At 67.3% G+C, this 24,056-nt stretch carries 23 protein-coding genes; 14 read left to right on the forward strand and 9 right to left on the reverse strand.

All coding sequences use genetic code 11. From position 1 onward, the window contains the following. The 5 genes from AAHG09_RS14945 to AAHG09_RS14965 form a co-directional block, all read left to right on the forward strand. Positions 1 to 929 (forward strand): glycosyltransferase family protein (locus tag AAHG09_RS14945; protein ID WP_459558967.1); only part of this gene is annotated, 929 nt, incomplete at its 5' end. Between the two features lie 78 nt (positions 930 to 1,007). Beyond that, entirely contained in the window at positions 1,008 to 1,802 is a 795-nt protein-coding gene (locus AAHG09_RS14950; protein ID WP_342108159.1) for an ABC transporter permease, read from the forward strand. A 208-nt stretch (positions 1,803 to 2,010) separates the two neighbouring features. Continuing rightward, positions 2,011 to 2,370 (forward strand): hypothetical protein, encoded by a 360-nt coding sequence (locus tag AAHG09_RS14955; protein ID WP_342108160.1) that lies wholly within the window; start codon positions 2,011 to 2,013, stop codon positions 2,368 to 2,370. 57 nt (positions 2,371 to 2,427) lie between these two features. Next, complete coding sequence (locus AAHG09_RS14960; RefSeq protein WP_342108161.1) at positions 2,428 to 3,189, forward strand: FkbM family methyltransferase; 762 nt, start codon at positions 2,428 to 2,430, stop codon at positions 3,187 to 3,189. Between the two features lie 66 nt (positions 3,190 to 3,255). Then, a complete protein-coding gene (locus AAHG09_RS14965) occupies positions 3,256 to 3,576 on the forward strand; it encodes a hypothetical protein (protein WP_342108163.1) in 321 nt (106 codons plus the stop codon). A gap of 28 nt (positions 3,577 to 3,604) precedes the next feature. On the opposite strand, the gene AAHG09_RS14970 is transcribed toward AAHG09_RS14965, so the two are convergent. Then, on the reverse strand, positions 3,605 to 4,606 hold the full coding sequence (locus AAHG09_RS14970) for a hypothetical protein (protein ID WP_342108164.1): 1,002 nt from the start codon (positions 4,604 to 4,606) through the stop codon (positions 3,605 to 3,607). A gap of 331 nt (positions 4,607 to 4,937) precedes the next feature. On the opposite strand from AAHG09_RS14970, the gene AAHG09_RS14975 reads away from it, so the two are divergent. Then, on the forward strand, positions 4,938 to 5,981 hold the full coding sequence (locus AAHG09_RS14975) for a hypothetical protein (protein WP_342108165.1): 1,044 nt from the start codon (positions 4,938 to 4,940) through the stop codon (positions 5,979 to 5,981). A gap of 216 nt (positions 5,982 to 6,197) precedes the next feature. After that, positions 6,198 to 7,610, forward strand: a complete 1,413-nt coding sequence (locus tag AAHG09_RS14980) for a phosphohexomutase domain-containing protein (protein WP_342108166.1) — start codon at positions 6,198 to 6,200, stop codon at positions 7,608 to 7,610. A 156-nt stretch (positions 7,611 to 7,766) separates the two neighbouring features. Here the strand turns inward: AAHG09_RS14980 and AAHG09_RS14985 are convergent, their stop codons facing one another. Further along, a complete protein-coding gene (locus AAHG09_RS14985; protein ID WP_342108167.1) occupies positions 7,767 to 8,681 on the reverse strand; it encodes a LysR family transcriptional regulator in 915 nt (304 codons plus the stop codon). 141 nt (positions 8,682 to 8,822) lie between these two features. Between AAHG09_RS14985 and AAHG09_RS14990 the strand changes: the two genes are divergently transcribed. Continuing rightward, positions 8,823 to 10,964: a malate synthase G gene (locus AAHG09_RS14990; protein ID WP_342108168.1), complete on the forward strand. Its 2,142-nt coding sequence runs from the start codon at positions 8,823 to 8,825 to the stop codon at positions 10,962 to 10,964. Positions 10,965 to 11,022: 58 nt separating this feature from the next. Here AAHG09_RS14990 and AAHG09_RS14995 read toward each other — a convergent pair whose 3' ends face one another. From AAHG09_RS14995 to motA, 7 genes are all read right to left on the reverse strand, one after another. Continuing rightward, positions 11,023 to 11,589 (reverse strand): DUF1993 domain-containing protein, encoded by a 567-nt coding sequence (locus AAHG09_RS14995; RefSeq protein WP_342108169.1) that lies wholly within the window; start codon positions 11,587 to 11,589, stop codon positions 11,023 to 11,025. Positions 11,590 to 11,651: 62 nt separating this feature from the next. Continuing rightward, the gene (flhB, locus tag AAHG09_RS15000) at positions 11,652 to 12,713 is read right to left on the reverse strand and encodes a flagellar biosynthesis protein FlhB (RefSeq protein WP_342108170.1); all 1,062 of its coding nucleotides are present in this window, start codon (positions 12,711 to 12,713) and stop codon (positions 11,652 to 11,654) included. A 116-nt stretch (positions 12,714 to 12,829) separates the two neighbouring features. Next, positions 12,830 to 13,858, reverse strand: coding sequence for a flagellar motor switch protein FliG (locus tag AAHG09_RS15005; protein ID WP_342108171.1), 1,029 nt, complete (start codon positions 13,856 to 13,858; stop codon positions 12,830 to 12,832). Positions 13,859 to 13,872: 14 nt separating this feature from the next. Next, on the reverse strand, positions 13,873 to 14,259 hold the full coding sequence (gene fliN, locus AAHG09_RS15010; protein WP_342108173.1) for a flagellar motor switch protein FliN: 387 nt from the start codon (positions 14,257 to 14,259) through the stop codon (positions 13,873 to 13,875). A 79-nt stretch (positions 14,260 to 14,338) separates the two neighbouring features. Then, entirely contained in the window at positions 14,339 to 14,677 is a 339-nt protein-coding gene (locus AAHG09_RS15015) for a hypothetical protein (RefSeq protein WP_342108175.1), read from the reverse strand. After that, on the reverse strand, positions 14,661 to 15,593 hold the full coding sequence (locus AAHG09_RS15020) for a flagellar motor switch protein FliM (RefSeq protein ID WP_342108176.1): 933 nt from the start codon (positions 15,591 to 15,593) through the stop codon (positions 14,661 to 14,663). Before AAHG09_RS15020 ends, AAHG09_RS15015 begins: the two co-directional genes overlap by 17 nt. A 2-nt stretch (positions 15,594 to 15,595) precedes the next feature. Continuing rightward, a complete protein-coding gene (motA, locus tag AAHG09_RS15025; protein WP_342108177.1) occupies positions 15,596 to 16,483 on the reverse strand; it encodes a flagellar motor stator protein MotA in 888 nt (295 codons plus the stop codon). 175 nt (positions 16,484 to 16,658) lie between these two features. Between motA and AAHG09_RS15030 the strand changes: the two genes are divergently transcribed. From AAHG09_RS15030 to AAHG09_RS15055, 6 genes are all read left to right on the forward strand, one after another. After that, on the forward strand, positions 16,659 to 18,071 hold the full coding sequence (locus AAHG09_RS15030; protein WP_342108179.1) for a DUF1217 domain-containing protein: 1,413 nt from the start codon (positions 16,659 to 16,661) through the stop codon (positions 18,069 to 18,071). A gap of 1 nt (position 18,072) precedes the next feature. After that, entirely contained in the window at positions 18,073 to 18,816 is a 744-nt protein-coding gene (gene flgF, locus AAHG09_RS15035; RefSeq protein ID WP_342108180.1) for a flagellar basal-body rod protein FlgF, read from the forward strand. A gap of 37 nt (positions 18,817 to 18,853) precedes the next feature. Then, a complete protein-coding gene (fliI, locus tag AAHG09_RS15040) occupies positions 18,854 to 20,173 on the forward strand; it encodes a flagellar protein export ATPase FliI (protein WP_342108181.1) in 1,320 nt (439 codons plus the stop codon). Positions 20,174 to 20,252: 79 nt separating this feature from the next. Continuing rightward, complete coding sequence (locus tag AAHG09_RS15045; RefSeq protein ID WP_342108182.1) at positions 20,253 to 21,467, forward strand: flagellar hook protein FlgE; 1,215 nt, start codon at positions 20,253 to 20,255, stop codon at positions 21,465 to 21,467. Between the two features lie 25 nt (positions 21,468 to 21,492). Next, positions 21,493 to 22,944: a flagellar hook-associated protein FlgK gene (gene flgK / locus AAHG09_RS15050; protein ID WP_342108183.1), complete on the forward strand. Its 1,452-nt coding sequence runs from the start codon at positions 21,493 to 21,495 to the stop codon at positions 22,942 to 22,944. A 4-nt stretch (positions 22,945 to 22,948) separates the two neighbouring features. Next, positions 22,949 to 24,016: a flagellar hook-associated family protein gene (locus AAHG09_RS15055; RefSeq protein ID WP_342108184.1), complete on the forward strand. Its 1,068-nt coding sequence runs from the start codon at positions 22,949 to 22,951 to the stop codon at positions 24,014 to 24,016. The last annotated feature ends 40 nt before the right edge of the window (positions 24,017 to 24,056 follow it).

The raw sequence follows: 24,056 nt of genomic DNA on the forward strand, positions 1-24,056 counted from the left end.
TGGTGGCGGGCTCGCGGTTTCCCTACGCCTGGACGCTGCACGACTACTCGCCGGTGTGCCACCGCAACCACCTCGTGCAGCCGGACGGGCGCTATTGCGGTCTGGCGGCGGTGTCCGAGTGCCGGGGCTGCCTGGCGCGGGACGCGGACGGGTTCGAGGAGCCGGATCCGGGGGAGCGGCGGGCCACGTTCGGGCGGTTCCTGGGCGGGGCGGCGCGGGTGTTTGCGCCGTCCGCCGACACGGCGGGGCGGATCGCGGGGGTGTACCGGGATCTGGGTATCACGGTGCGGCCGCACGCCGAGCCGGAGCGGGCGGTGCGCTCCACTGCGCTGTACCGGCCCGGCCGCATCCGGCGCGTGGCCGTGCTGGGCGGCATCAGCATGCCCGAAGGCGGGCTGGTGCTGCAGGCCCTGGCGACCGATGCGCGCGCGCGCGGTCTGCCGGTGCGCTTCACGATCGCGGGCTTCTGCGACCCGGCGCTGGAAGGCGGGCTCGAACGCGCCGGCGTCACGCAGTCCGGTCGTTACGCCGCCGACGATCCGACCCTCGATCGCGAGGCGCGGGCGGCCCTTCAGATCGCCCGGACCGACCGGCACTGGGAGGATGACGAAATCCTCGACACGGTCACGCAGGTCGCGGCGGACCTGATCCTGCTGCCGGCGATCTGGCCGGAGACCTATTCCTCCACGCTGACCCTGGCCCTGCGCACCGGACTGCCGGTGGCGGCCTTCGACCTCGGCGCCCCGGCCGACCGGCTGCGCGCCGATCCGGACAGCCACCTGCTGCCCGTCGCCCTGGCCGACGACCCGTCCGCCTGCAACGATCGCCTGCTGGCGATCCCGCTCCCGCCGCCGGGTCACGGGCGCACCACCATCGAGGCCGCCGTCTATGACGACCTGATGGCCGATTATTACGGCCTCCCGGCATGACGCGGCCGGCCCACCGGGCCAACCTACTTTGGCCCATTTTGTCGTGGAGTCAGGCGCGGCAACGCAGAGGTCGCGCCGATGTTCGCTGTCCCGACGGCTCAGACGCAGAAGAGCCCGATCGAGTCCTACCTTCACGTCCTGTACGCGCTGATCCTGCGCGACATCCGCACGCGATTCGGGGCCTCGCTCTGGGGCTACGGCGTGATCGTGCTCTGGCCATGCGTGCACGTCTTCGTGCTGATCGCGATATACACGTTCCAAAAGTTGCCGGCACCGTTGGGCGACGAGCGGGCTCTGTTCTTCGCCACCGGCGCGGTTCCAGTCCTGGTTTTTCAGTACATCTCTCGCGAGGTGATGAAATCGGTGATGATTAATCGACCATTAACTTATTACCCTCAGGTAAAAATGTTTGACCTGATTTTCTCAAGAATTCTCGTCGAAATTGTTACAGGGTTCCTCGCTCTTTTAGTCGTTAGCTCCGTACTGATGGCTATCGGCGTCAATCTTATTCCAGCTCAGCCACTGACGGCCGTAACTGGGTACTTGGCAGCAATTATTCTAGGCATAGGTGTTGGAACGATCAACGTCGCAATTATTGGCTTTTTTCCCGGATGGTTGATCGGCTACGCTCTCTTTAGCATCATCCTATACATTTCGAGCGGGGTGATGTTTTTGCCGAGCTATATGCCTGAGCAGATCTATTATTGGATGAAATTCAATCCGGCTATGCAATTAGCGGAGTGGGTGCGGTCCGCTTATTATCCCTATGCTAACATTCAAGTCGATTACCTGTATGTCGTCATGTTCGGCCTGACGTCCGCGAGCATCGGCCTGTTCCTGATCAAGCACATCGTCAGCAAGATGCAGGCGTAACCGAACCTAGGATCCGTCATTCCTGGCTCTTGAGCACCCTGTCCGATCGCCATACGGTCGGACAGGGTGTACCGCCTTTGCCGGAACACGCCCGTTCGGCCCGAAGCAACCCTCGGTTGCCAAGGTGCCGAGGTGCGACGTAAGGGTTGCTCAGCCATCGACACTGGCCGCTGCCCGAACCGTTTCCGCCCGGGGTCAGAGCGTTCCCATGACGAGACAAGCTGCGACGCGCGCTGCGGCACAGGCCGTCGACACGAAATACATCCGCCTGATCCAGCAGCAGCAGATCGCATTGGCGCTCGTCCGGGCCGAGCGCGACGCGGCCCTGCGCGAGCGCGACCTGGCCCGGGCCCGGTCGAGCGCCGCGGCGACGCTCCTCGACGCCGTCGTCGAGAGCCTGCGCCCCTATGGATTCGGTCGGAAGCGCTTCCTGGCCAGGATCCGCAGGGCCGCCCGCCTGATCCCCGATCAAGGTCCCGACGCGGTTCAGCACGTTCTTCTGTACGAGGGATCGAACCGCATCCTGGGCCGGCAGACCTTACAGCCGACGCCCACCGGGCCCGCCTAACGGCCGCGATCGAACCGCCCGCCCAACCGAGCCCGTCACGAGGTGGATCAGCGCACGATGGATGTGGAACTCCTCACGGTGTTCAATGCCGTGATCAATCTCCGGGACAATCTCGAGGTCCGGCCGCACATCCTGACCGGGGAACTCGATTTCCTGTCCTTCGCCACACGAATGGCCCCCTATTCCAACGCGCAGCTGCTGCAGGATCTCTGGGTTCTCTACGAGCTGAAGGAAAAGCGCGCCGGCTACTTCGTCGAGTTCGGCGCCTGCAACGGCATCAGCCTCAGCAACACGCTTCTGCTGGAGAAGGCCTTTGGCTGGCAGGGCGTCCTCGCCGAGCCGGCCAGGGCCTGGCACGTGGCCCTATACAAGAACCGCGCCTGCTACATCAGCGAGAAGTGCGTCTACAAGACCGACGGGATCGAGGTTCTGTTCAATGAGGTCGATATCGGCGAGTTGTCCGGCATCGATGACTTGGTCGCGGGCGATTTCCACGCGGATTTCCGCCAGGAGGCGCGGCAATATCCCGTCGCCACCATCTCGCTGAACCGGCTCCTGTCCGAAGCGCGGGCGCCCCGGCGGATCGATTATCTCAGCATCGATGTCGAGGGCGGCGAGTTCGACGTCCTGCAGAGCTTCGACTTCTCGGCCCACGACGTCGCCCTCATCAGCGTCGAGCACAATTTTTCGGACAACCGACACAAGATCTACGACCTGCTGACCCATCTCGGCTATCGTCAGAGATTCAAGCAGCTGTCCCTGTTCGACGATTGGTACGCGCGGCCCGATCTCGTCGCCTCGCAGGATTCCGCGCCGTGAGGGGCCTGCAGTGTCGCGCACCGAAGCGGCCTCCGCTTCGGCTGCACGCGTTCCGGTAGGGGCCCCATGTCCGCGCACGCCGCGATCGAAACCCTCGACTCGCTGTTCGACATCTTCAAGCAGATGGGCGGGGGCATCGCCCTCGACCTGCACTGGCTGGCGATCTCCAGACGCCTGCAGCAGGTTCGCGCGGAGGCCGACTGGTCCGCGGATCTCGATTTCGTCGCCGTGCGGCTGAAGGCGCAGGCCGCGTTCTACGTGATGAACTACCGCCCGAGCGACGGAACGGCGCCGATCCGCCCCGCCGACGCGGCAAGGCTTGAGAAGGTCGTCGAGCAATATGCGCTGCTGCGCGCGCACCTTGAGCAGCAGGTGGGTGCGCGATGACCGCATCGTCCGGCCGATCGGGGCGGCCTCACGGGCGAGCCTCGTCATCCGGACCGGCCGCCAGTTCGGCGGCGTAGCGCTGCCGGACGTACTGCTCGAAATTCCAATCGTCCTTCGAGGCCCGGAACACGAAGCGCTCCGACATTTCCGTCAGCACGAGGTCCGGACGCACGCGCTCGACGTGATCGTAATCGAGCTGGGTGCTCCAGACGAAATGCAATTCGCGGAACGTTTCGGCCAGCATGATCGTCAGGCCGATCGGCGCGAAGTTGGCATAGCTGTCGCCGAACAGCAGGACGCGCCGGGGGTCGGCGGCGCGCGCGTTCCGATAGATCACGTGCGCCCCGGTATGCAGCGTCCCCGACTGCCCGCGCCGCTCCCGGTGTTCGACGATCGGGCTCGCATAGACGCGGACCGCGTCACGCTGCAGCGCGTGCAGCATCGTCCCTTCGTAGCGCGGGGGATCGAAGGCCGTCCCCAGATCCCCGACCCAGCCGGCGTGATAGAGGGCCGGGCGCTCGCCGAAATCCCGCACCGGCTCGGCCCCGACCGCCCGGCAGATCTCGCGATAGGCCAGCAGCCGGCCGGCGAACGACAGGTGGCTGTCCGTCCGATGGAAGAGATCCTGCAGGTCCCGCTGCTGCCGCATGGGCGCGATCAGGTCGACCAGCGTGGACCGCCACCGCAGGTTCCGGCGGACATATTTGACGATGTTGAGGCGCCGGAGCGGAAACAGCCTGTAGTACTCGTCCTCGTGCAGGAGCCTGTACGCCGGCGACAACCGCCAATCGATGTGCAAACCGTCCAGCAGATGATCGTAGATCGTGATCTTCTCCGGCATCAGGACATGCTTGTAGGGGATGCCCAGCGCCCGCAAGCGCCGCTCGCGCTGGGCGATGATCAGGCGCCAATGGATCAGCAGAAACTGCGCTTCCGGCGACCTGACATATTGCGAACTGACGTTGTTGGTCCCCTGCAGCAGGAAGAGCCAATCGTGCTTCCCGATATGGACCTCGTCTGACGTCGCCATAAACCCGTGCTTGCTCGCGATCGAAGCGGGCCTCACAACCCGGACGAGGAACGCCCCTGAAAGGCCCTGAGACCGGCTCCGGAGTCACGCCTCGAACGAACGGACGTCGCGTGCGCGCAACTTTTCACCGCCCAATCGTCCTCTAGAACCGTTCCGGATCGCGTTGCAATCGGAGCCGGCCGGGCGCCTTTTGCGCTCGGCTTGGCGAAATGGTAGGGCGGCCGGGCCTGGAGGGGTTCGAGGAACAGCGGCGACCCGCCGAACCGTCGTCGACGATTCGAACGGCGTGCGCCGAGCCGGATTGCGACCTGAGAGACGATCAGAGCCTCACGTGCGTTTCTTCATCGATCACGACGACGGCCACTCGATCCGTGGCTGGATCGTTCCCGACAACCAGCTCGCGATCAGCCGCGTCGTCGTCTCCGTCGCGGGGCGCCGCGTCGCCGAGGTCGCGGCCAGCCATATCGATGCGACGTTCCAGAAGAACGGCTGGCACGCGACCGGTCAGTGCATCTTCCTCGTCACCGAGGCCGAGGTGCCGGGCCTCGCGGCGCTGGAGCAGCTGGAGCTGTACGACGCGGACACCAACGTGCTGGTGCACCGGCGCATCCCGTCCGACGGGACGGTTCAGTGCCGCGCCTGCCTGATCAACACCGGCATCGAACCCGAGACGGTCCTGCAGAGCACCCTGTTCCCCCATTTCGGGCGCAGCTACTTCGGCATGCACCGGATGTCGGACGAGATCCTGACCAGCATCTTCCTGAACCCCGCGCGCTCCCTCCTGCTCTCGGGCTCCGTGGTAATTCCGCGCTACGAGAATTACCTGACGCCGGACCTGATGATCACGGCGCTCCTCGTGCAGGATCCCTATCTCGAGATGGCGACGCGCATGCACTGGCTGCAGGCGCGGGCCGACGATGCCGCCGATCCTGCGCGCAGCTGGCGCCTCGGCGCGCTGGCCGAAGCCGCGGCCTTCAGCAAGGATTACGATCTCACGGACGCGAAGAGCCTCAAGCGCTTCTTCCGCATGATGCCGGAACCCGCCTACCGCCTGCTGTACAATCCTCTGACCCGCCAATTGGGGACCCGCATGCCGGAGGATCGGCTGCACCCGGGCAATTCGATCGCGGCGATCGAGGTCCTGTCGCGGGTCGGCATCGTCGGGCACCGTTCCCGGTTCCAGGCGTTCGCGCGCACGCTGTTCGATCAGCTCTACCTCGACATCCCGCTCCCGACGATCCGCGAGCCGTCCGCCGCGGTGCGCGATCTGGCCCAGCAGCTGCGCAATCTCCGCCCGGTCGACGAGATGCTGGTGTTCGACGTCGCCATCTCGGATGCCGTCCAGGACATCGTCGACAAGCATTGGAATGCGTAGGCGGGCAACACGCGCCGCTCTCGCCCCCGCGGCAATCCACAAGGCTCGCACACCTGCGCCGACGCGCGCAGCCCCCGACCCGTGTCGTGACGCGCTCTCCGAAGTCCACCGCGGCGATGCGCGAACCTGCATGACCTCGGGCCGGGGCATTGAGATCACCTGGATTTCGCGGCATCAGTCGCACGAGATCGACCTGATCCGAGACGTGGAATCGCCGTGAGCAGCCTCAAATTCGGAACCAGCGGCCTGCGCGGTCTCGTGACGGATCTCGTCGGCGGGCCGAGCTACGCCTATGCCCAGGCCTTCTTCCGTTCGATCGCGGCGGGTGACGACCGCCGCGCGGTGGTGATCGGGCGCGACCTGCGCGACAGCAGCCCGGAGATCGCCGCGACGGTGGCGAGTGCCGCGGCCGCGACGGGCTTCACGGCGATCGATTGCGGCGCGCTGCCGACGCCGGCGCTGGCCCTCGAAGCGCTGCGGCGCGGCGCCTGCGCCGTCATGGTCACGGGCAGCCACATCCCGGAGGATCGCAACGGCCTCAAATTCTACCGGGCCGAGGGGGAGATCACCAAGGCCGACGAGGCGGCGATCCTGGCGGCGCTCGGCGATGTCGCGGCATCCGGCGCGGTACCCGAGTCCCCGCCGGCCTCGCCCGAACCCGACGCCATCGCCCGTTATCGCCAGCGCTACGGCGCGGCCTTCGCGCCCGATCTCCTGCAGGGCCTGCGCGTGGCGGTGTACCAGCAGAGCTCGGTCGCCCGCGACCTGCTGACCGACCTGCTCGCCGGGTTCGGCGCACGGGTGACGCCGATCGGCCGGTCCGACAGCTTCGTGCCGATCGACACCGAGGCGCACCGCCCGGAGGACGTCGCGTTCGTCGCCGAAACCATGGCGTCCGGCGCCTACGACGCCCTCGTGACCACGGACGGCGACGCCGACCGGCCCCTGATCGCCGATGGCGCGGGGCGGATCCTGCGGGGGGACGTGCTCGGCCTGATCACGGCCCGGTTCCTCGGGGCCGAGACGGTGGTGGTTCCGGTCACGGCCGGCTCGGCGCTGGAACAGGCGGGCGGCTTCCGGCAGGTCCTGCGCACCAAGGTCGGCTCGCCCTTCGTCATCGCCGGCATGGAGCAGGCGAAGGCCGCCGGGGCGAAGATCGTCGTCGGGTTCGAGGCGAATGGCGGATTCCTGCTCGGGTCGGACGTCACCCGCGACGGCCGGACCCTGCCCGCCCTCCCGACCCGGGACGCGATGCTGCCGATCCTGGCCACCCTCGCGGCGGCCCGCGCGGCCGGCACATCCCTGTCGGACCTCGTGACCTCCCTCGACGCCGGCGAGATGGCGAGCGACCGCCTCCCCAACACACCCTCCGAGCGAAGCGGCGCCTTTCTCGCACGGCTGGGCGAGGCCGGCTTCCGGAGCGATTTCCTGAAGCCGGTCGGCGTGCCGCAGGATGTCGACCAGCAGGACGGGGTCCGGATCGGGCTCGACGGCGGACGCGCGATCCATTTCCGCGCCTCGGGGAACGCGCCGGAGCTGCGCTGCTATGCCGAGGCGAAATCGGCGCGCGAAGCCCAGGACCTCGTCCGGTGGGGCCTCGGGGCCGCCGCCGCCGCCATGGCGGACTAGCCGGGACGATCGGGGTTTTCAAAGGGCTCGCCCTTTGGCGGGGTGTCGGGGCGGAGCCTCGACGATCGGGTTCCGCCCGACGATCGGGCTCTGCCCTGCACCCGCAAAAAGTCCCGGACCTGTTGAAACCGGGACTTCCGGATCGGTCACCGTTGACTAGGACACTCCGGGTCCGGTCTCCGCCCCGGCCTCGCTCGACCGGTAGACCTGCTTCAGGAAGGCGATGAACGCCCGGGTCTTGGCCGGCACGAAGGCCCGGCTCGGATAGACCGCGAAGATGCCGGCCGAGGCCGCCGCCGCATAGGCGGGCAGCACCACCTCCAGCGAGCCGTCGCGCAGCTCCGCGTGGACGTCCCAGGTCGAGCGCAGGGCGATCCCGAGGCCGCCGAGCACCGCCTCGCGTACCACCTCGTTGGAATGGGTCCGCAGCGGCCCGGACGCGCTCACCGTGCAGGGCCCCTCCGGCCCGACGAGCCGCCAGGGATTCTGGTTCTCCGTGGCGAGGCAGACATGGCCGCGCAGGTCGTCGAGGGTCTGCGGCCGCCCCGCCGCGTCGAGATAGCCCGGCCGCGCGCACAGGACCCGCCGCACCGGGGCGAGGCGCACCGCCGTGAGCCCGGAACTCTCCAGGGCGCCGACCCGGATCGCGAGGTCGTAGCCGCGCTCCACGATCGATTCGAAATCGTCGCTCAGCTCCAGATTGAGCACGAGGTCGGGATGCAGGGCGAAGAAGGCCCGCAGATGCGGGACGATGTGCAGCCGCCCGAAGGAACTCGGTGCCGTCACCCGCAGGGTCCCCCGGGCGCGGGTCGCGTTCTGCGAGACGAGGCTCTCGGCCTCCGCGATCGCGTCGACGATCGGGGCGATCCGCTGGAAGAATGCCTCGCCGACATCGGTCGGCGCGACGCGGCGGGTGGTCCGGTGCAGCAGGCGCACGGCCAGCCGCTCCTCCAACCGCTTCAGCCGCTTCGACACCACCGCCACCGACAGGCCGAGTTCCGACCCGGCCTGGGTCAGGCTGCCGGTGCGGACCACCCGGGCGAAGATCTCCAGATCGCTCTGATCGTACATTCTCAACGCTGCGGAAAGAATCAAATCCCTTTTGCGACCTTTTTCGAGGGTGCCAGACAAGCTACATCCGGAGACATCAAAAAAATTTCACCCGCCGTTCGATTTTTTCTGACGGCCGCATCTCACGCTCAGGAGATCGCCATGTCGACGCTCGTCATCGCCGAAGACCTTCGCACCTTCCTGGCCGAGGAGGCGCTGCCCGGGACGGGCGTCTCGGCAGACGCCTTCTGGTCGGGGTTCGAGGCCATCGTGCGGGACCTCGCCCCGCGCAACCGGGCGCTGCTCGACCGGCGCGACGGCCTCCAGGCCGACATCGATTCCTGGCACCGCGACCATCGCGGCCAGCCGCACGACCCGGCGGCCTACGCGACCTATCTGACCCGGATCGGCTATCTCGAGCCGGAGCCCGGCGCCGTCCGGGTGACCACCGAGAACGTGGACGCGGAGATCGCCGAGATCGCCGGCCCGCAGCTCGTGGTGCCGATCTCGAACGCCCGCTACGCGCTCAACGCCGCCAATGCCCGCTGGGGCAGCCTCTACGATGCCCTCTACGGCACCGATGCGATCCCGCAGGACGGCGACCTCGCCCCCGGCAAAGGCTTCAACCCGGCGCGCGGCGCCGCCGTGGTGGCCAAGACCAAGGCGTTCCTCGACGCGACCGCGCCGCTCAGCGTCGGCTCCTGGGCGGATGCCGTCGGCTTCTCGGTGACGGGCGGGCGCCTCGCCGTCGATCTCGGTGCCGGCCGCAGCGCCGGCCTGACCGGCACGGCCGCCTTCGCGGGTTACACCGGTGACGCCGCGGCGCCGACCGCGCTGCTCCTGCGCCACAACGGCCTGCACGTCGAGATCGTCATCGACCGGACGAGCCCGATCGGTCGCACCGACCCGGCCGGCATCGCCGACGTGGTGCTGGAATCTGCCCTCTCGACCATCATGGACATGGAGGATTCGGTCGCCGCCGTGGATTCGGCCGACAAGGTCGCGGTCTACCGGAGCTGGCTCGGCCTGATGCGCGGCGACCTCGTGGCCAGCCTGTCGAAGGGCGGCCGCACGATCGAGCGCCGCCTTGCCGCGGACCGGACCTACACGGCCGCCGACGGCGGCAGCCTGACCCTGCCGGGGCGCTCGCTGATGCTGGTCCGGCATGTCGGCCACCACATGGTTACCGACGCCGTCACCCTCGACGGCGCCGAGATTCCCGAGACGATCCTCGACGCGGCGGTGACCGCGCTGATCGCCCGGCACGACCTCGACGGCGCCCGGCGCAACAGCCGGACCGGCTCGGCCTACATGGTCAAGCCGAAGCTGCACGGGCCGGAGGAGGTGGCCTTCGCGGTGGAGCTGTTCGGCCGGGTCGAGGCCCTGGTCGGCCTCGCGCCGCGGACCCTCAAGATCGGCGTGATGGACGAGGAGCGGCGCACGACGCTCAACCTCAAGGCGGCGATCGCGGCGGCCTCCGACCGGCTGTTCTTCATCAACACCGGCTTCCTCGACCGGACCGGCGACGAGATCCACACCTCGCTGGAGGCCGGGCCGGTGGTCCGCAAGGATGCCATGAAGGCGACCGCCTGGATCAAGGCCTACGAGGACGGCAACGTCGATGCCGGCCTCGCCTGCGGATTGCCGGGCCACGCGCAGATCGGCAAGGGCATGTGGGCCGCCCCCGGCCGGATGGCCGCCATGCTGGAGGCCAAGGGCGGCCATCCGGAGGCCGGCGCCAACACCGCCTGGGTTCCGTCCCCGACGGCCGCGACGCTGCACGCGCTGCACTACCATCAGGTCGATGTCCGCGCCCGCCAGGCGGAACTCCGCGGCCGGACGCCCGCCACCCGCGCCGCCATGCTGACCCTGCCGCTCGCCGATGGTCCCTTCGCGCCGGAGGCGGTGCGGGAGGAGCTCGATAACAACTGCCAGGGGATCCTGGGCTACGTGGTCCGCTGGATCGACCAGGGCGTCGGCTGCTCGAAGGTGCCCGACATCCACGAGGTCGGCCTGATGGAGGACCGCGCCACCCTGCGGATCTCCAGCCAGCACATCGCCAACTGGCTGCGCCACGGGATCGTGGACCGCGATCAGGTCGAGGCGGCGCTCCGGCGCATGGCCGGCGTGGTCGACCGCCAGAACGCGGGCGATCCGGTTTACCGGCCGATGGCACCGGCCTTCGACGGCCCGGCCTTCCGGGCCGCGCAGGCCCTGATCTTCGAGGGGGCGCAGCAGCCGAACGGTTACACCGAGTTCGTGCTGCACCGCTTCCGGCGGGAGGCCAAGCGCCAGGGCGCTTGAACCGCACCCGCCGCGGGCCCAGGGGAGCCCGCGGCCGGGACGTCGCCTCCGGGCCAGCCTATGCCCGGGCCGGGGCGCCGGTCCGGAGATACGCAAACATGTGCGGCACGTAATCGGCCTTGCCGATCGCGATGCCCTGGCTCCGCAGGATCGCGTAGGCGCTGATCACGTGGAAGTAGAACTGGGGCAAGGCCCAGTCCCGCGCATACTGCTCCCCCGTCAGGTCGAAGGCGAGGCCGTCCGGGAGATTGAGGGCGATGGCCAGCCCGGCTCCGGCATCGAGGGCATCGGGCGCCAAGCCGTCGAGACAGGCGAGGGCCTCGTCGAGCCGCCCCCTGGCCTGCGCGATCGTGCCGGGATTCGCGCCCGCGTCGCGGCCCTCGGCGGCGACCCGGTGCAGGCTGTCGGGCCACGCGGCGTCCGTCAGCCGGTACACCGCCTCCTGGGCCTGAAACGCCGCGAACCGGATCTGCGAAGCGAGCGGATACATGTCCGGCGCGAGCCGGGCGGCCAGCAGGTCCTCGGCCGGGCCGTCCGGCCGCTGCGCCTCGGCCTTGTCGAGCAGGCCCGCGAGGGTTCGCAGCATCTGCGTGTAGGTCGGCACCAGCAGGGACGTCAGCGACATGGTGGTTTTCGCGTCTTGGGCAGAGCGCCCGACAGGATCCCGGTTCGAACAGGCCGAGCCGGTCAGCGGCGCTTGCGCGTCATGACGTAGACGAGGAGATTGGCCACCGCGCGGTAGAATTCCGCCGGGATGGTCTGGTTGATCTCCACGTGGTCGTACATCGCCCGCGTCAGGGCCTTGTCGATCACGACCTCGATCCGGTTCTTCTCGGCGATCTCCCGGATGCGCAGGGCGATCAGGTCCGTGCCCTTGGCCAGCACCATCGGGGCGTCGTTCTCGTTCTGATCGTAGCGTAGCGCGATGGCATAGTGCGTCGGGTTGGCCAGGATCATCGTGGCGCGGGGCACCGCGGCCATCATCTGCTTGCGCATCCGATCCCTGGCGATCGAGCGCATCTTCGCCTTGACGGCCGGATCGCCTTCGGTCTGCTTGAACTCGTCCTTCAGCTCCTGCTTCGACATCCGCAGGTCGCGCTGCCATCGCACCCGGGTCCAGACCAGATCGCCCGCCACCAACGCGATCGTCGCCACGCTCACCGCCGAGACGAGGCGAACCGACAGGGTCAGCAGGAATTCGGGCAGCCCGATCGGATCCATAAACATGACATTCACGATCTCGTGCCGGTCGGCACTCAGCACCATGAACGACATGCTGCTGATCGCCAGGAATTTGAACAGACTTTTCCCGAACTCAACGACAGCTTGCAAACTGAACATCCGGCCCCACCCGCTGAAGGGTGAGATTCGGGACCATTGCGGCTGGATGCGATCAAACACGATCTGAGGCACGTTCTGAAAGACGGAGGCCGCGATCCCGGCGACGAGCAGCATCAGCAGGACCGGCAGCAGGAAACGCCCCATCTCCAGCGACAGCGCGTAGATCAAGTGCGTGGCATCCCGGCTGGTCTCCACCCGGAAATTGCGCGGCTGCTCGAGGATCAGGGCGAGCCGCTGCAGGAGTGGGACACCCTGATCCCGCGCCACGAACACCAGAAACAGCAGCAGGCCCAGGATCGAGGCGAAAACCGGCGCCTCCCGGGAGAACGGAATGTTGCCCTGCGCGATCGCCTCGCTGATCTTCTTGTCGCTCGCGGCCTCGGTTTTGCTCTCCTTGTCGTCGGCCATCGCGGCAGCTCGGTCTCATGCGCCCGCCACGGAGGTGGCGGCCGCTTCGGCGGGGGAGGGTGTGGGCCGGCCTGGGCGCAGGGCCGGCCCCGGCGGCAGGGCGATCGCGCACGGCACTAGCGGATGTAGGTGTCTTCCGTATCGGACGCGTTGAGTTCGATCTCGCCGCGGGCCGCCATTTCCAGGGCCTGGTCGGTGATCGCGCGCCGGGCCTCGAGCACGTCCCGCTGGGAGGCGGGCTCGCCGCCGTCGAGTTCGTGCTCGACGAGGCGCCGGGCGCGGGCGGTCAGGCCGCTGAGCACCACACCGCGCAGCTGGGGATTCGTGCCCTTCAGCGCCAGAATGACCTTCTCGTGCGGAATCTGATCGAACAGGGCCGTGCGCGCCCGCGGGGTCATGTTGATGATGTCGTCGAACGTGAACAACAGGCTTTTCAGGATCTCGGCCGACTTCGGTCGCGACTGCGAGAGGTTGTCGAGAACCTCCTCCATGTTCTGGCGCTCCATCTTGTTGATGATGTCCGCCATCCGCGAGTGCGTATCCGCCGCGGCGTTGCGCGCGAGGTTGATCATGAACTCCTCGTGGATCGTCTGCTCGATCATCTTCATCGTCGCCTCGACGATCGGCTTGAAGGTCAGCATCCGCCGCATGACCCCGTTGCGCAGGCCGGCCGGGAATTGCGCCATCACCTTGGCGGCACAGGCCGGCTTGACCTTCGACAAGACGAGCGCAACCGTCTGCGGATGCTCCTTCATCAGGTAGGACGCCAAAGCGGTCTCCGACCCGTTCGAGATCCGGTCCCAGATCGAGCGCTCGCCCGCCCCGAGGACGTCGGACATGAGTTCGGCGATCTGCTCCGGCGGCAGGACCCCGTCCAGGAGCTTCTCCATCTCCCGGGCCGTCCCGATCAGATTGGCGCCGTCGGCGAACAGGGAGGCGACCTGCTCGATGAGCACTTCGAGCTGATCGCGCGGCACCGGACCCAGCTGCGCCACGGCACGCGTGATCTGCTTCAGCTCCGTGGCGTCGAAGTATTTGACCAGCCGGCTGGAGGTGCTCTTGTTCATCGCGATGAGGACGGCGGCGACCTCCTCGGACGGCGTCAGGACCCTGACGGCGGACTTGGACACGGGACCTGCGGCCATGAAGGTGCGTCCTGTCAGCCGGCGGCTTCGGCCGGGGCGGAGCCGACGATCTCGGTGAGGGATACGCCGAAGCGCGAATTGTCGTCCTCGACCACGACAACCTCGCCCCGGGCGATGACGCGCCCGTTCACGACGACATCGACGGGCTCGCCGACCCGGTGATCGAGCGGGACGATCGCGCCCCGCCCCAGCTTCATCAGGTTGGCGACCGGCATCGTGGCCGAGCCCAGGACCACCTGCATCAGCACCGGGATCCGCAGGATCGAATCGAGGTTGCGGCCGCTGCCCAGGCGCTCGTCCTTCGCCTGCTGCTCAACGGCATGGGCCTCGATCTTCGCGAACAGGCTGTCGCTATGGCCGGATCCGGAATCGGCAGCGGGCTGGTCTGGGGGCGGTGACATCGGGCACTCCTTGAGAGGGGGACGGCCGCGCGGCCGAGGGGAGGGCCCCCGGGGCAGGGGAGCCGCCGGGGCGCTGGTCTCAGGCGCCGGTCAGGCCGGTGCCAACCGCCGGCCCCTGGGCCGGCGCGGCGGGCTGCGCAGCGCTCGTCAACCTGAGCCGCTCCGCCCTGAGCTCGTCGAGGGCCGCCTTCGCGGACTCGATCTCGCGGCTCAGGTCCTCCAGGACCATCCGCCCATCCTGGGCGAAGGACTGCACGGCATTGCTCGCCCCGACCAGGGCGGTGGCGCTCCAGTCGACCATGTCGCGATACTGGGCATGGTAGCGATCCAGGCGCTTCAGCCGCATGTACATGGGCACGAGGCAGGCGGTCGTCGCCACCAGCGCGGCGAAGAGCAGGGCCTCAGCGGGCGAGAACATCGTCGATAAACTCCTGGTCCTGATCGATGTAGCGGTCCACGCGCAGGACGATGCCGCCATCCGACTGTCCGACGTCGCACCAGAACAGGTCGCGGTCGTTGCCCACGAGCTTGGCGCGGCTGCGCGGCGTGGCCCGCAGTTCCAGCACCTGCCCGACCTTCAGATCGGTGATCTCACCCAGGGTCAGGGGCCGCTCCTCCAGGATCGCCTTCAGCGTCACCGGGGTCTTCTGCACCTCGGTGGCGATCTGCTTGGTCCACTTGGAATCCCGGGCCGAGGTCTCGCCGACCAGGATCCGCGCCAGGCTCTGGCGCATCGGGTTCAGGACGGATTGCGGGATGATGATGAACATCTCGCCGCCGCGGTTGAGCGCTTGCAGGAGGAAGCTCGCCGCCACCGCCTGGTTGTTCCGGCGGCCGATGACCGCGAAATCCATCCGCAGTTCGGTCCGCTCCAGCTTGAACGGCGTGTCGGCCACCAGCGAGAAGGCCGTCTGCATCGCCTTGCCGATCTGCTCGAACAGGCGTTGGGCAATCCGCATCTCGATGCTCGAGAACGACCGCTCCTCGTTCAGCGGCGGCTCGGACCCGTCGGAGCCGAGCAGGACCTCCACCATCGTGAAGATGAAGTCCCGGTCGAAGCCGACCAGCACGTGGCTGTCCCATTCCGCCGCGTGGAAGATGCCGGCGATGGCGTTCGACTCGTAGGGTTCGAGGATGTCGCCGAAGCGCTGGGTGTCGACGTTGCTCAGCGAAAAGTAGATCGGGGACGCGGCGAAGTGCCGGAGCTGGTCGGCGCAGGCGGTCGCGACCCGGTCCAGGATCACGTGCAGCATCGGCAGGCGTTCGAGGGAGAGGCCGGCTGCGTCCAGCAGCCGGTCCCGAATGTCGGCCGCGGCGGCCTGTTGCTTGTCCATGATCAGGCCGCCTCGCGCGCGGCGTCGCCGCCGCGCGATCCGCCCGTGATCGTGGCCTGCTCGACCTCGTCGATCGTCGGCCGGTAGGCGGCCGTGATCGCCTTGCGGCCGTGCTCGACGGCGATCTGCGGCAGGGCGCCGTTCATATAGGCCAGCAGGGTCTGCTTCACGATGATGTAGACCCGCGCCTGCGTCTCGCGGACGACCTTGATCTTGGTGGCGACCGGCCCGATCAGGCCGTAGGACACGAAGATGCCGGTGAAGGTGCCCACCAGGGCCGAGCCGATCAGGCCGCCCAGCAGGGCCGGGGACTGATCGAGGGCGCCCATCGCCTTCACGATGCCGAGGATCGCCGCGACGATGCCCAGCGCCGGCAGCCCGTCGGCCATGCCGGTCAGCGCGCTGTAGACCTTCAGCTTGTCGCTGCGGTGGATGGCGATCTCCTCCTCCATCAGCGCCTCGATCTCGTAGGAGCGCGCGTTGCCGATGAGGATGAGGCGCACGTAGTCGCAGATGAACAGCTGCAGTTCCGGATCGCGGGTCACCTTCGGATAGGCCTTGAAGATCTCGGAATTCGCCGGATCCTCCAGATGCGCCTCCACCTCGTTGCGCGGCTTGGAGCGCAGCTCCCGGGTCAGCGCGAACATGAGGCCGAGCAGCTGGAGGTAATCCTCCTTCTTGGGGATCCGGTTGAGCGCGCCGTCCATGATCGCGTTGCCCGTACCCAGGACCACCTTGGTCGAATTGGCGACCACGTAGGACCCGACGGACGCCCCCCCGAGGATGATGAACTCGAAGGGCTGCCAGATCACCGTGAGGTGGCCGCCCATGGCGGCGAAACCGCCGCCCACGCAGACGACCGCGATCAGCAGGCCGATGATGATACTCACACGTGGTGTCCTCAAACCCGGGCCGACAGGATCCGGCTCCTAGAGCGCCATGCTTGCGCAAGGCTGGAGCAGCTTTTCAGGGCAAGCGCACATTCTGACTTCCGGTTTGTGCAAGGTTCTGTCAGGATGGGCCACAGAAAATCCAGCCCATACCTCCAGTTGAAGGACCCACACCATGTTCTCGACCTTCACTGATTACAGAATTTTAACTTCGAATTTCTCAGCATCCGTCACAAAAAAAGCCTCAGAACCTGCAACCAAGAAGGACATTCAGTATTTTCAGGACAACATCGGCAAGGTCAAGACGATCGACGATTTCCTCGGCAATCAGCGCCTCTATACCTTTGCCATGAAGGCCTACGGGCTGGACGACATGATCCCCAACAAGGGCTTCATACGGAAGGTCTTGCTGGGCGAAGCCGACGCCAACGGGCGCATCCTGGTCAACCGGCTGCAGGATTCCCGCTATCAGGACTTCGCGGCGGCGTTCAACTTCCGAGAATACGGCGATGACCCGGCCAAGCCGATGAAGCTGGACGACGAAACACGGGCGCTGATCGACCAGTTCGGCGGGCTCAAGACCGTACAGCAAAAGCGCGGCGAATACGACATTGAGACTGAAAATACGGTTGATTACGTCTATAAATTGGCTGAATATACCAAAACTCCGGAAGACATTGCCGCAGACTCTAAGCTGTCGGCCTTCGTCCGTACGGCCGTCGGCCTGCCTCCGGCCTCGGCGGACGACGACGCCTGGACGCAGGCCCGGCAGATCGAGAGCAAGTTCGACGCGACGACGTTCCAAGATCCTGGACTGATGGTCGACGTGATCGACCACTACCGGGCGGCCCGCCAGGCGGGCCGCAAGGCCATCATCGATCCGTATTACCGGCCGGTCGGCACCTATGCGGCGTCGGGCGCGGAGATCGGGAAGTTGAAGGATTATGTCCGGGTCAAGCTCACGGCCGCGCATTCCGCGCAGGACATCGTCAACGACCCCATCGTGACCAACGTCCTTGCGAACGTCCTCGGTCTTCCCGCCGATATGACATCACGCAAGACCGAGGATCAGGCCAAGCTGATCGGCCAGAAGCTCGACGTCGCAAGCCTACAGGACCCGAAGAAACTCAACGGCCTCCTCGACAAGTTCACGGCCCTGCGCGACGACGCGCGTACCGCGACGGTCAACAGCTATATCCAGCAGTCGATGGAGGACGATGCCGGCGCCGAGAACGAGGGCACTCGGCTCGCGCTGTATTTCCGGCGCAAGGTCGGGACCGTCAAGTCGGCCTACGGTCTGCTGGCTGATCCGGCCCTGGCCGAAGTCGTGCGGACGGCGATCGGCCTGCCGGCGGAAGCCGCCAAGAGCAGCATCGAAACCCAGGCCCGGCTGGTCGAGCGCAAGATCGACCTGAGCAGCCTCAAGGATCCGGCCAAGCTCGATCAGTTCATCAAGCGCTTCACCCTCCTGTGGGATTCCAAGCAAAACGCGTCCCCGGCACCGGCCTTCGCGTTGCTGACGAACTCCGTTTCCGCGCTCGATTCGGACGTACTGCTCAGCCTGCAGAACATCCGCGGAGGCTTCTGAGATGCAGTCGTCGCTCTATGTCTCGCTGTCGGCCCAGCTGGCGCTCGAACAGCGCCTGAATACGGTGGCGACCAACGTCGCCAATCTGGGGACGGCGGGCTACCGCGCCGAGGAGGTGAAGTTCGGGACGATCCTGTCGCAGGCGGGCAAGCGCGAGGTCGCATTCGCCACGCCGGGGGACACGTTCCTGTCGCGCCGGGGCGGCCCCCTGACCAAGACCGATTCGCCCCTCGATGTCGGGCTCAACGGCGACGGCTGGCTGGCGGTACGGGGGGGCCAGGGCACGGTCTACACCCGTGACGGCCGCATGCAGATCTCGGCCGCCGGCGATCTGCAGGATCTCAGCGGGCGCCCGATCCTGGACCCGGGCGGGTCGCCGCTCACGGTGGATCCGGAGGGGCCGCCGATCACGATCGGCCTGGACGGGATCATCACCCAGGGCGTCAACCAGATCGGCGCGCTCGGCGTGTTCCGCCTCGATCCGGCCGCGACGCTGACCCGCGTCAACGGCGGCGCGGTGGCGTCCGACCGGCCGGGGGTGCCGATCCTCGACTTCAATCAGCGCGGCGAGACCACGGTCCGGGTGCAGCAGGGTTTTCAGGAGGGCGCCAACGTCAATCCCGTGATGGAGATGGCACGGCTGATCGAACTCACCCGCACCTTCCAGAGCGCGGCTGCGGCGGTCTCGGAATCGGAATCCTCGCTGCAGGACGCGATCCGCGGGCTCGTCGGATCGGCCGCGTAGGCGGCCGGATCGGCGCCGGGGGCCTTTGGGGATCGCGATGAACGCGCTGGATCGCCTCGCCGACGGGCTGGAGGATCGGGACGAGCATCCCCTCGTCCGGGTCGGCGGCACCGTGCGGGAGATCGGGTTCGGCCATTGCCGGATCCGCATCGCCACGCCGCTGCTGCGGCTCGGCGACCGCATGCGGATCGAGGCGGCGGGGCGTCCGCTGGACGGCGAGGTGGTGCGGATCGACGAGGATGGCGTGATCCTCAAACCGTTCGAGGGCCGGATCGAGGCCGGCCTCGGATCGCCGGCCTACCGGGTGGCGACCGTGGCACCCCGGCCCTGCGAGGGCTGGAAGGATCGTGTGATCAACGCCCTCGGGCAGCCGATCGACGGGATGGGGCCGCTGCCCCGGGGCGAGCGCGCCATGCCGCTCGACGCCGACCCGCCCCCGGCGATGCGCCGGGGGCGGGTGGACCAGCCGCTGCGCACCGGGGTCCGGGCGATCGACCTGTTCACGCCCCTCTGCGCGGCCCAGCGCATGGGGATCTTCGCGGGCTCGGGCGTCGGCAAGTCGACACTGCTGTCGATGCTCGCCCGGTGCACCGGCTTCGACGCCGTGGTGGTCGCCCTGGTGGGCGAGCGCGGGCGCGAGGTTCGGGAATTCCTGGAGGGGCCGATCCTGGAGAGCCGCCCCCGCTCGGTGGTGGTGGTGGCGACCGGCGACGAGAGCCCGATGATGCGCCGGCAGGCCCCGAAGCTCGCGGTCGCGGTCGCGGAGTATTTCCGGGATCAGGGCCAGTCGGTGCTGCTCATGGTCGATTCGGTGACCCGATTCGCCCACGCGGCCCGGGAGGTCGCCCTGGCGGCGGGCGAGCCGCCGGTGGCGCGGGGCTACCCGCCGAGCGTGTTCGGCGACCTGCCGCGCCTGCTGGAGCGGGCGGGGCCGGGCCTGGAAGGCGGGGGCACGATCACCGGCATCTTCTCGGTGCTGATCGACGGCGACGACCACAACGATCCCGTGGCCGACAGTATCCGCGGGACGCTGGACGGGCACATCGTCCTCGACCGGGCGATCGCCGACCAGGGCCGCTACCCGGCGATCAACCTGCTCGGCTCGATCTCGCGCCTCGCCGAACTGGTCTGGACGCCGCAGCAGCGGGAGCTGGTCCGCACGCTCAAGGGCATGATCGCCCGGTACGAGGATTCCCGGGACCTGCGCCTGATGGGCGGCTACCACGCGGGGACCGACCCCGAGCTCGATCAAGCGGTCGCGCTGATCCCCAAGATCTACGCCGCCCTGCGGCAGGACCCGACCGAGCCGGAGAGCTACGACGCCTTCCTGGACCTCGCCAACGCCCTGCGGGGTTGACGCGCCTCGGTGGGGAAAGCCTCGCGCAAGCGAACCCTGTTCTGAGTTCAAGCAAGTTTTTCGACGAGGAGTTCTGACCATGGGTCTGTACGGGGTGCTGAACGCCGGCGTGTCCGGAATGAACGCACAGACGAACCGTCTGGGCGTTGTGGCGGACAACATCCAGAATCAGAACACGGTCGGCTACAAGCGGGGGAACACGCAGTTCTCGTCCATGCTGACCGATTCGAACGCGGGCTCGTACAATGCCGGCTCTGTCAGCACGACCGTGCGGTATGGGATCGGCGGCCCCAACAATCAGGGCACGACACAGCAGACGACCTCCAGCACCGATCTGGCGATCCAGGGGGAGGGGTTCTTCATCGTCAAGGATCGGGGTGGCACCCCCCACCTCACCCGGGCGGGCAATTACGTCATCGACGGCCCGACGGGTAACCTCATCAACGCGGCCGGCATGTCGCTGCAGGGCTATAGTCTAGCCAACGGCGATCCGAAGGTGTCGCTGAACAGCTATGACGGGCTCGTTCCGGTCAACATCTCGAACCTTGCGGGTAAGACGACGCCTTCGACGGCCGGAACGCTGGCAGGCAATCTCAATATCGACACCCCGATCGGCGGGGCGGTCAGCGACAAAAATTACGCGAAGACCTATTCACTTACGACTTACGACAATGCCGGTCGATCATCCATGGTCGACCTCTATTTCCAAAAGTCGGCTGACGGCGCGTGGCAGGCGGCAGCTTACGACCGCACCACCGGCAAGCAGCTCGGCAATACGGCGACGATGACCTTCGACAGCTTCGGCAAACCAACCAGCAGCCAGAAACTGAGCTGGACCGTTACCAACGGCCAGCCCTTCACCCTCGACCTGTCGTCGATCACGCAGAACGCCGGCAAGTACAGCATGGAGACGACCGCCATCGACGGCAACGCGCCGAGCGCCGTGAAGAGCGTGGATGTGGCCGCGGACGGAACGGTCTACGCGGTCTACGAGGACAGCTCGCGCTACGCGGCTTACAAGATACCGCTGGCGACGGTTGCGAGCCCGGACAACCTCACCCCGCGCGCGGGCAACGTTTACGATGTCAGCAGCACGTCCGGACTTGCGCGCACGGGCTTCCCCAATATCGGCGGCCGCGGTTCGATCCTCGGCAGCAGGCTCGAGCAATCCACGGTCGACCTGGGCGACGAGCTCGCGACCATGATCGCCTCGCAGACCAGCTACGGCGCCAACTCGAAGGTGTTCCAGACCGGCACCGAGATGCTCGAAACCCTGGTCAACCTGAAGCGCTGAGCCGAGGATCGAGAGGACGCGCGAGATGAGTCTCTCCGTTGCCCTGAACACCGCACGCGGCTCCCTGTCGGCGAACGGGCTGCAGACCGACACCGTGTCCCGCAACGTCGCGGGGGTCGGCGACGCGGCCTATTCGCGCAAGGTCGCGTCGCTGGTCACGACGGACGGGCCCGTCCGGGTCGTCGTCAACCGGGTCAGCAACACGGCCCTGTTCGACAAGATGATCAACAGCACGTCGGATCTGGCCGGGCGCAAGGCGATCCTCGACGCCCTGAAGAGCCTGGAGCAGACGGTCGGCGACACGGAGGCGGACGGCTCCATGGCCGCCAAGCTCAGCGCCCTGAACCAGGCGCTGAGCAATGCCGCGAATCAGCCCAACGACCAGAACCTCGCCAAGGCCGCGGTCGCCGCCGCGAAGGATCTGGCCCGGGCGATGAACGAGGCCAGCACCACGGTCCAGTCCGTGCGCAAGAACGCGGACGATGAAATCAACGATTCCGTCGTGACGATCAATGACCTGCTGACGCAGTTCGACAAGGCCAACCGGGCGGTGATGACCGGGACGGTCACCGGGGCCGACATCAGCGACGCGCTGGACAACCGCGACAAGATCCTCGCGCAGCTGTCGCAGGAACTCGGTATCACCACGGTGGTCCGGGCCAACAACGATATGGCGATCTACGCCGACAACGGCTCGCCGCTGTTCGACAAGACCGCCCGGTCGGTGACGTTCCAGCCGACCTCTGTCTTCGCGCCGGGGACGACGGGCAACGCGGTGTTCATCGACGGCGTGCAGGTCACCGGCAGCAAGTCGCTGATGCCGCTCCAGACCGGGCGCATCGTCGGGCAGATGACGGTGCGCGACGAGGTCACGATCACCTACCAGAAGCAGCTCGATGCGATCGCCGGCGGGGTCATCAGCGCTTTCGCCGAGACGAACATCGACGCGACCAAGCCATCCCTGGCGGGCCTTCTGACCTATACGGGCGGGCCGACCCTGCCGACGGCGGGCGCGGTGGGACTTGCTGCCAGCATCCGGGTGAACGCGAAGGCGGATCCCGAGCAGGGTGGGAACCCGTTCACCGTGCGGGACGGCGGCATGAACGGGGCGGGTTACACGTACAACACCTCGGGCGACGCGGCCTTCTCGGACCACCTGCGCGCGCTCCAGGCGACATTCCGGGCGGATCAATCGTTTCCGACCGATTCGGAACTGCCGACCACGGCCTCGGTGATGACGGCCGCCCAGGCTTCGGCCAGCTGGCTTGAGGCGGCCCGTAAGGCCGCGTCGGCGCAGGTGGATACCGAATCGGCCGTCCTGAGCCGCACCTCCACGGCCCTCTCGAACGCCACCGGCGTGAACCGGGACGACGAGGTCGCCACGATGCTCCAGCTGGAGAAGTCCTACGCGGCCTCCGCCAAGCTCATCGCGACGGTCAACGCGATGCTTCAATCCCTCCTCGATGCGGTGAGGTAGCGCCATGCAGACGACCTTCATCTCGACGGTCAACTTCCTGAATACGCCGCGGTCGACCATGAACCGCCTGCAGGCGGATCTGGACAAGGCCAATTCCGAGAGCACGCATGATGGCCGGTACGCCGATGTCGGTCTCGAGCTGGGATATCGGACCGGGCTCACCCTCGATCTGCGCCAGGGTCTCGACGAGATCGAGGCGCAGGTGACGCGCAACGGGCTGACCGCCACCCGGGTCAACAGCGGCTATCAGGCCCTCGACCGGGCCCGGTCGGACGGGGAGGCCTTCATGGCGACCCTGACGCCCGGCAAGCTGAACGACGCCAGTGCGACCACGATCGCGCAGGCTGCATCCTCCAAGCTCACGGCGTTGATCGGCGAGCTGAATACGCAGACCGGCGGCCAGTACCTCTTCGGCGGAATCAATACCGCCCAGGTGCCGGTCAAGGATTACGAGACGACCTCGGGGACGTCGGACGCCAAGCAGGCCTTCGTGGATGCGTTCAAGGCCGAGTTCGGCTTCGAGCCCGGCACGCAGCCGGGATCGAGCACCATCACCCCGACGCAGATGCAGGAGTTTCTCGCGGATGGCGGCCCGTTCGCGACGCTCTTCTCCGACACGGCGTGGCAGAAGAACTGGTCCCGCGCGTCCGACAGGCCGGTCCGCAGCGAGATCGCCCGCAACGAGACGGTGAACACCTCCGTCAGCGCCAACGTCCAGCCCCTGCGGCAGCTGGCGATGCTGTACTCGCTGGGCTCCTCGATCGGCCTGTCGAGCCTGTCCTCCACCACGCAGGCGGTCGTCTACGATAAGCTGCGTAGTCTCGCCGGCACGGCGACCTGGGGGGTCACGGGGATCCAGGCGGATGTGGGTGCCGTACAGGCCCGCATCACGACCATCGGGACGCAGATGGATATTCAGAAGACCATCCTGAAGGAAGGCGTCAGGAATCTGGAGTACGGCGATCCCGTCGAGGCTGCGGGGCGCGTCAAAAATCTGACCACGCAGCTGGAGATTTCCTATTCCCTGACGAATCAGGTCAATAAACTGAGCCTGATGGATTACGTTCGATAGATTAGATTTCTTCTGAACCGATAGAGCGCGGACGAGACTT

Source organism: Methylobacterium guangdongense, assembly GCF_038442355.1.
In the GTDB taxonomy this organism is placed as follows: Bacteria; Pseudomonadota; Alphaproteobacteria; order Rhizobiales; family Beijerinckiaceae; genus Methylobacterium; species Methylobacterium guangdongense.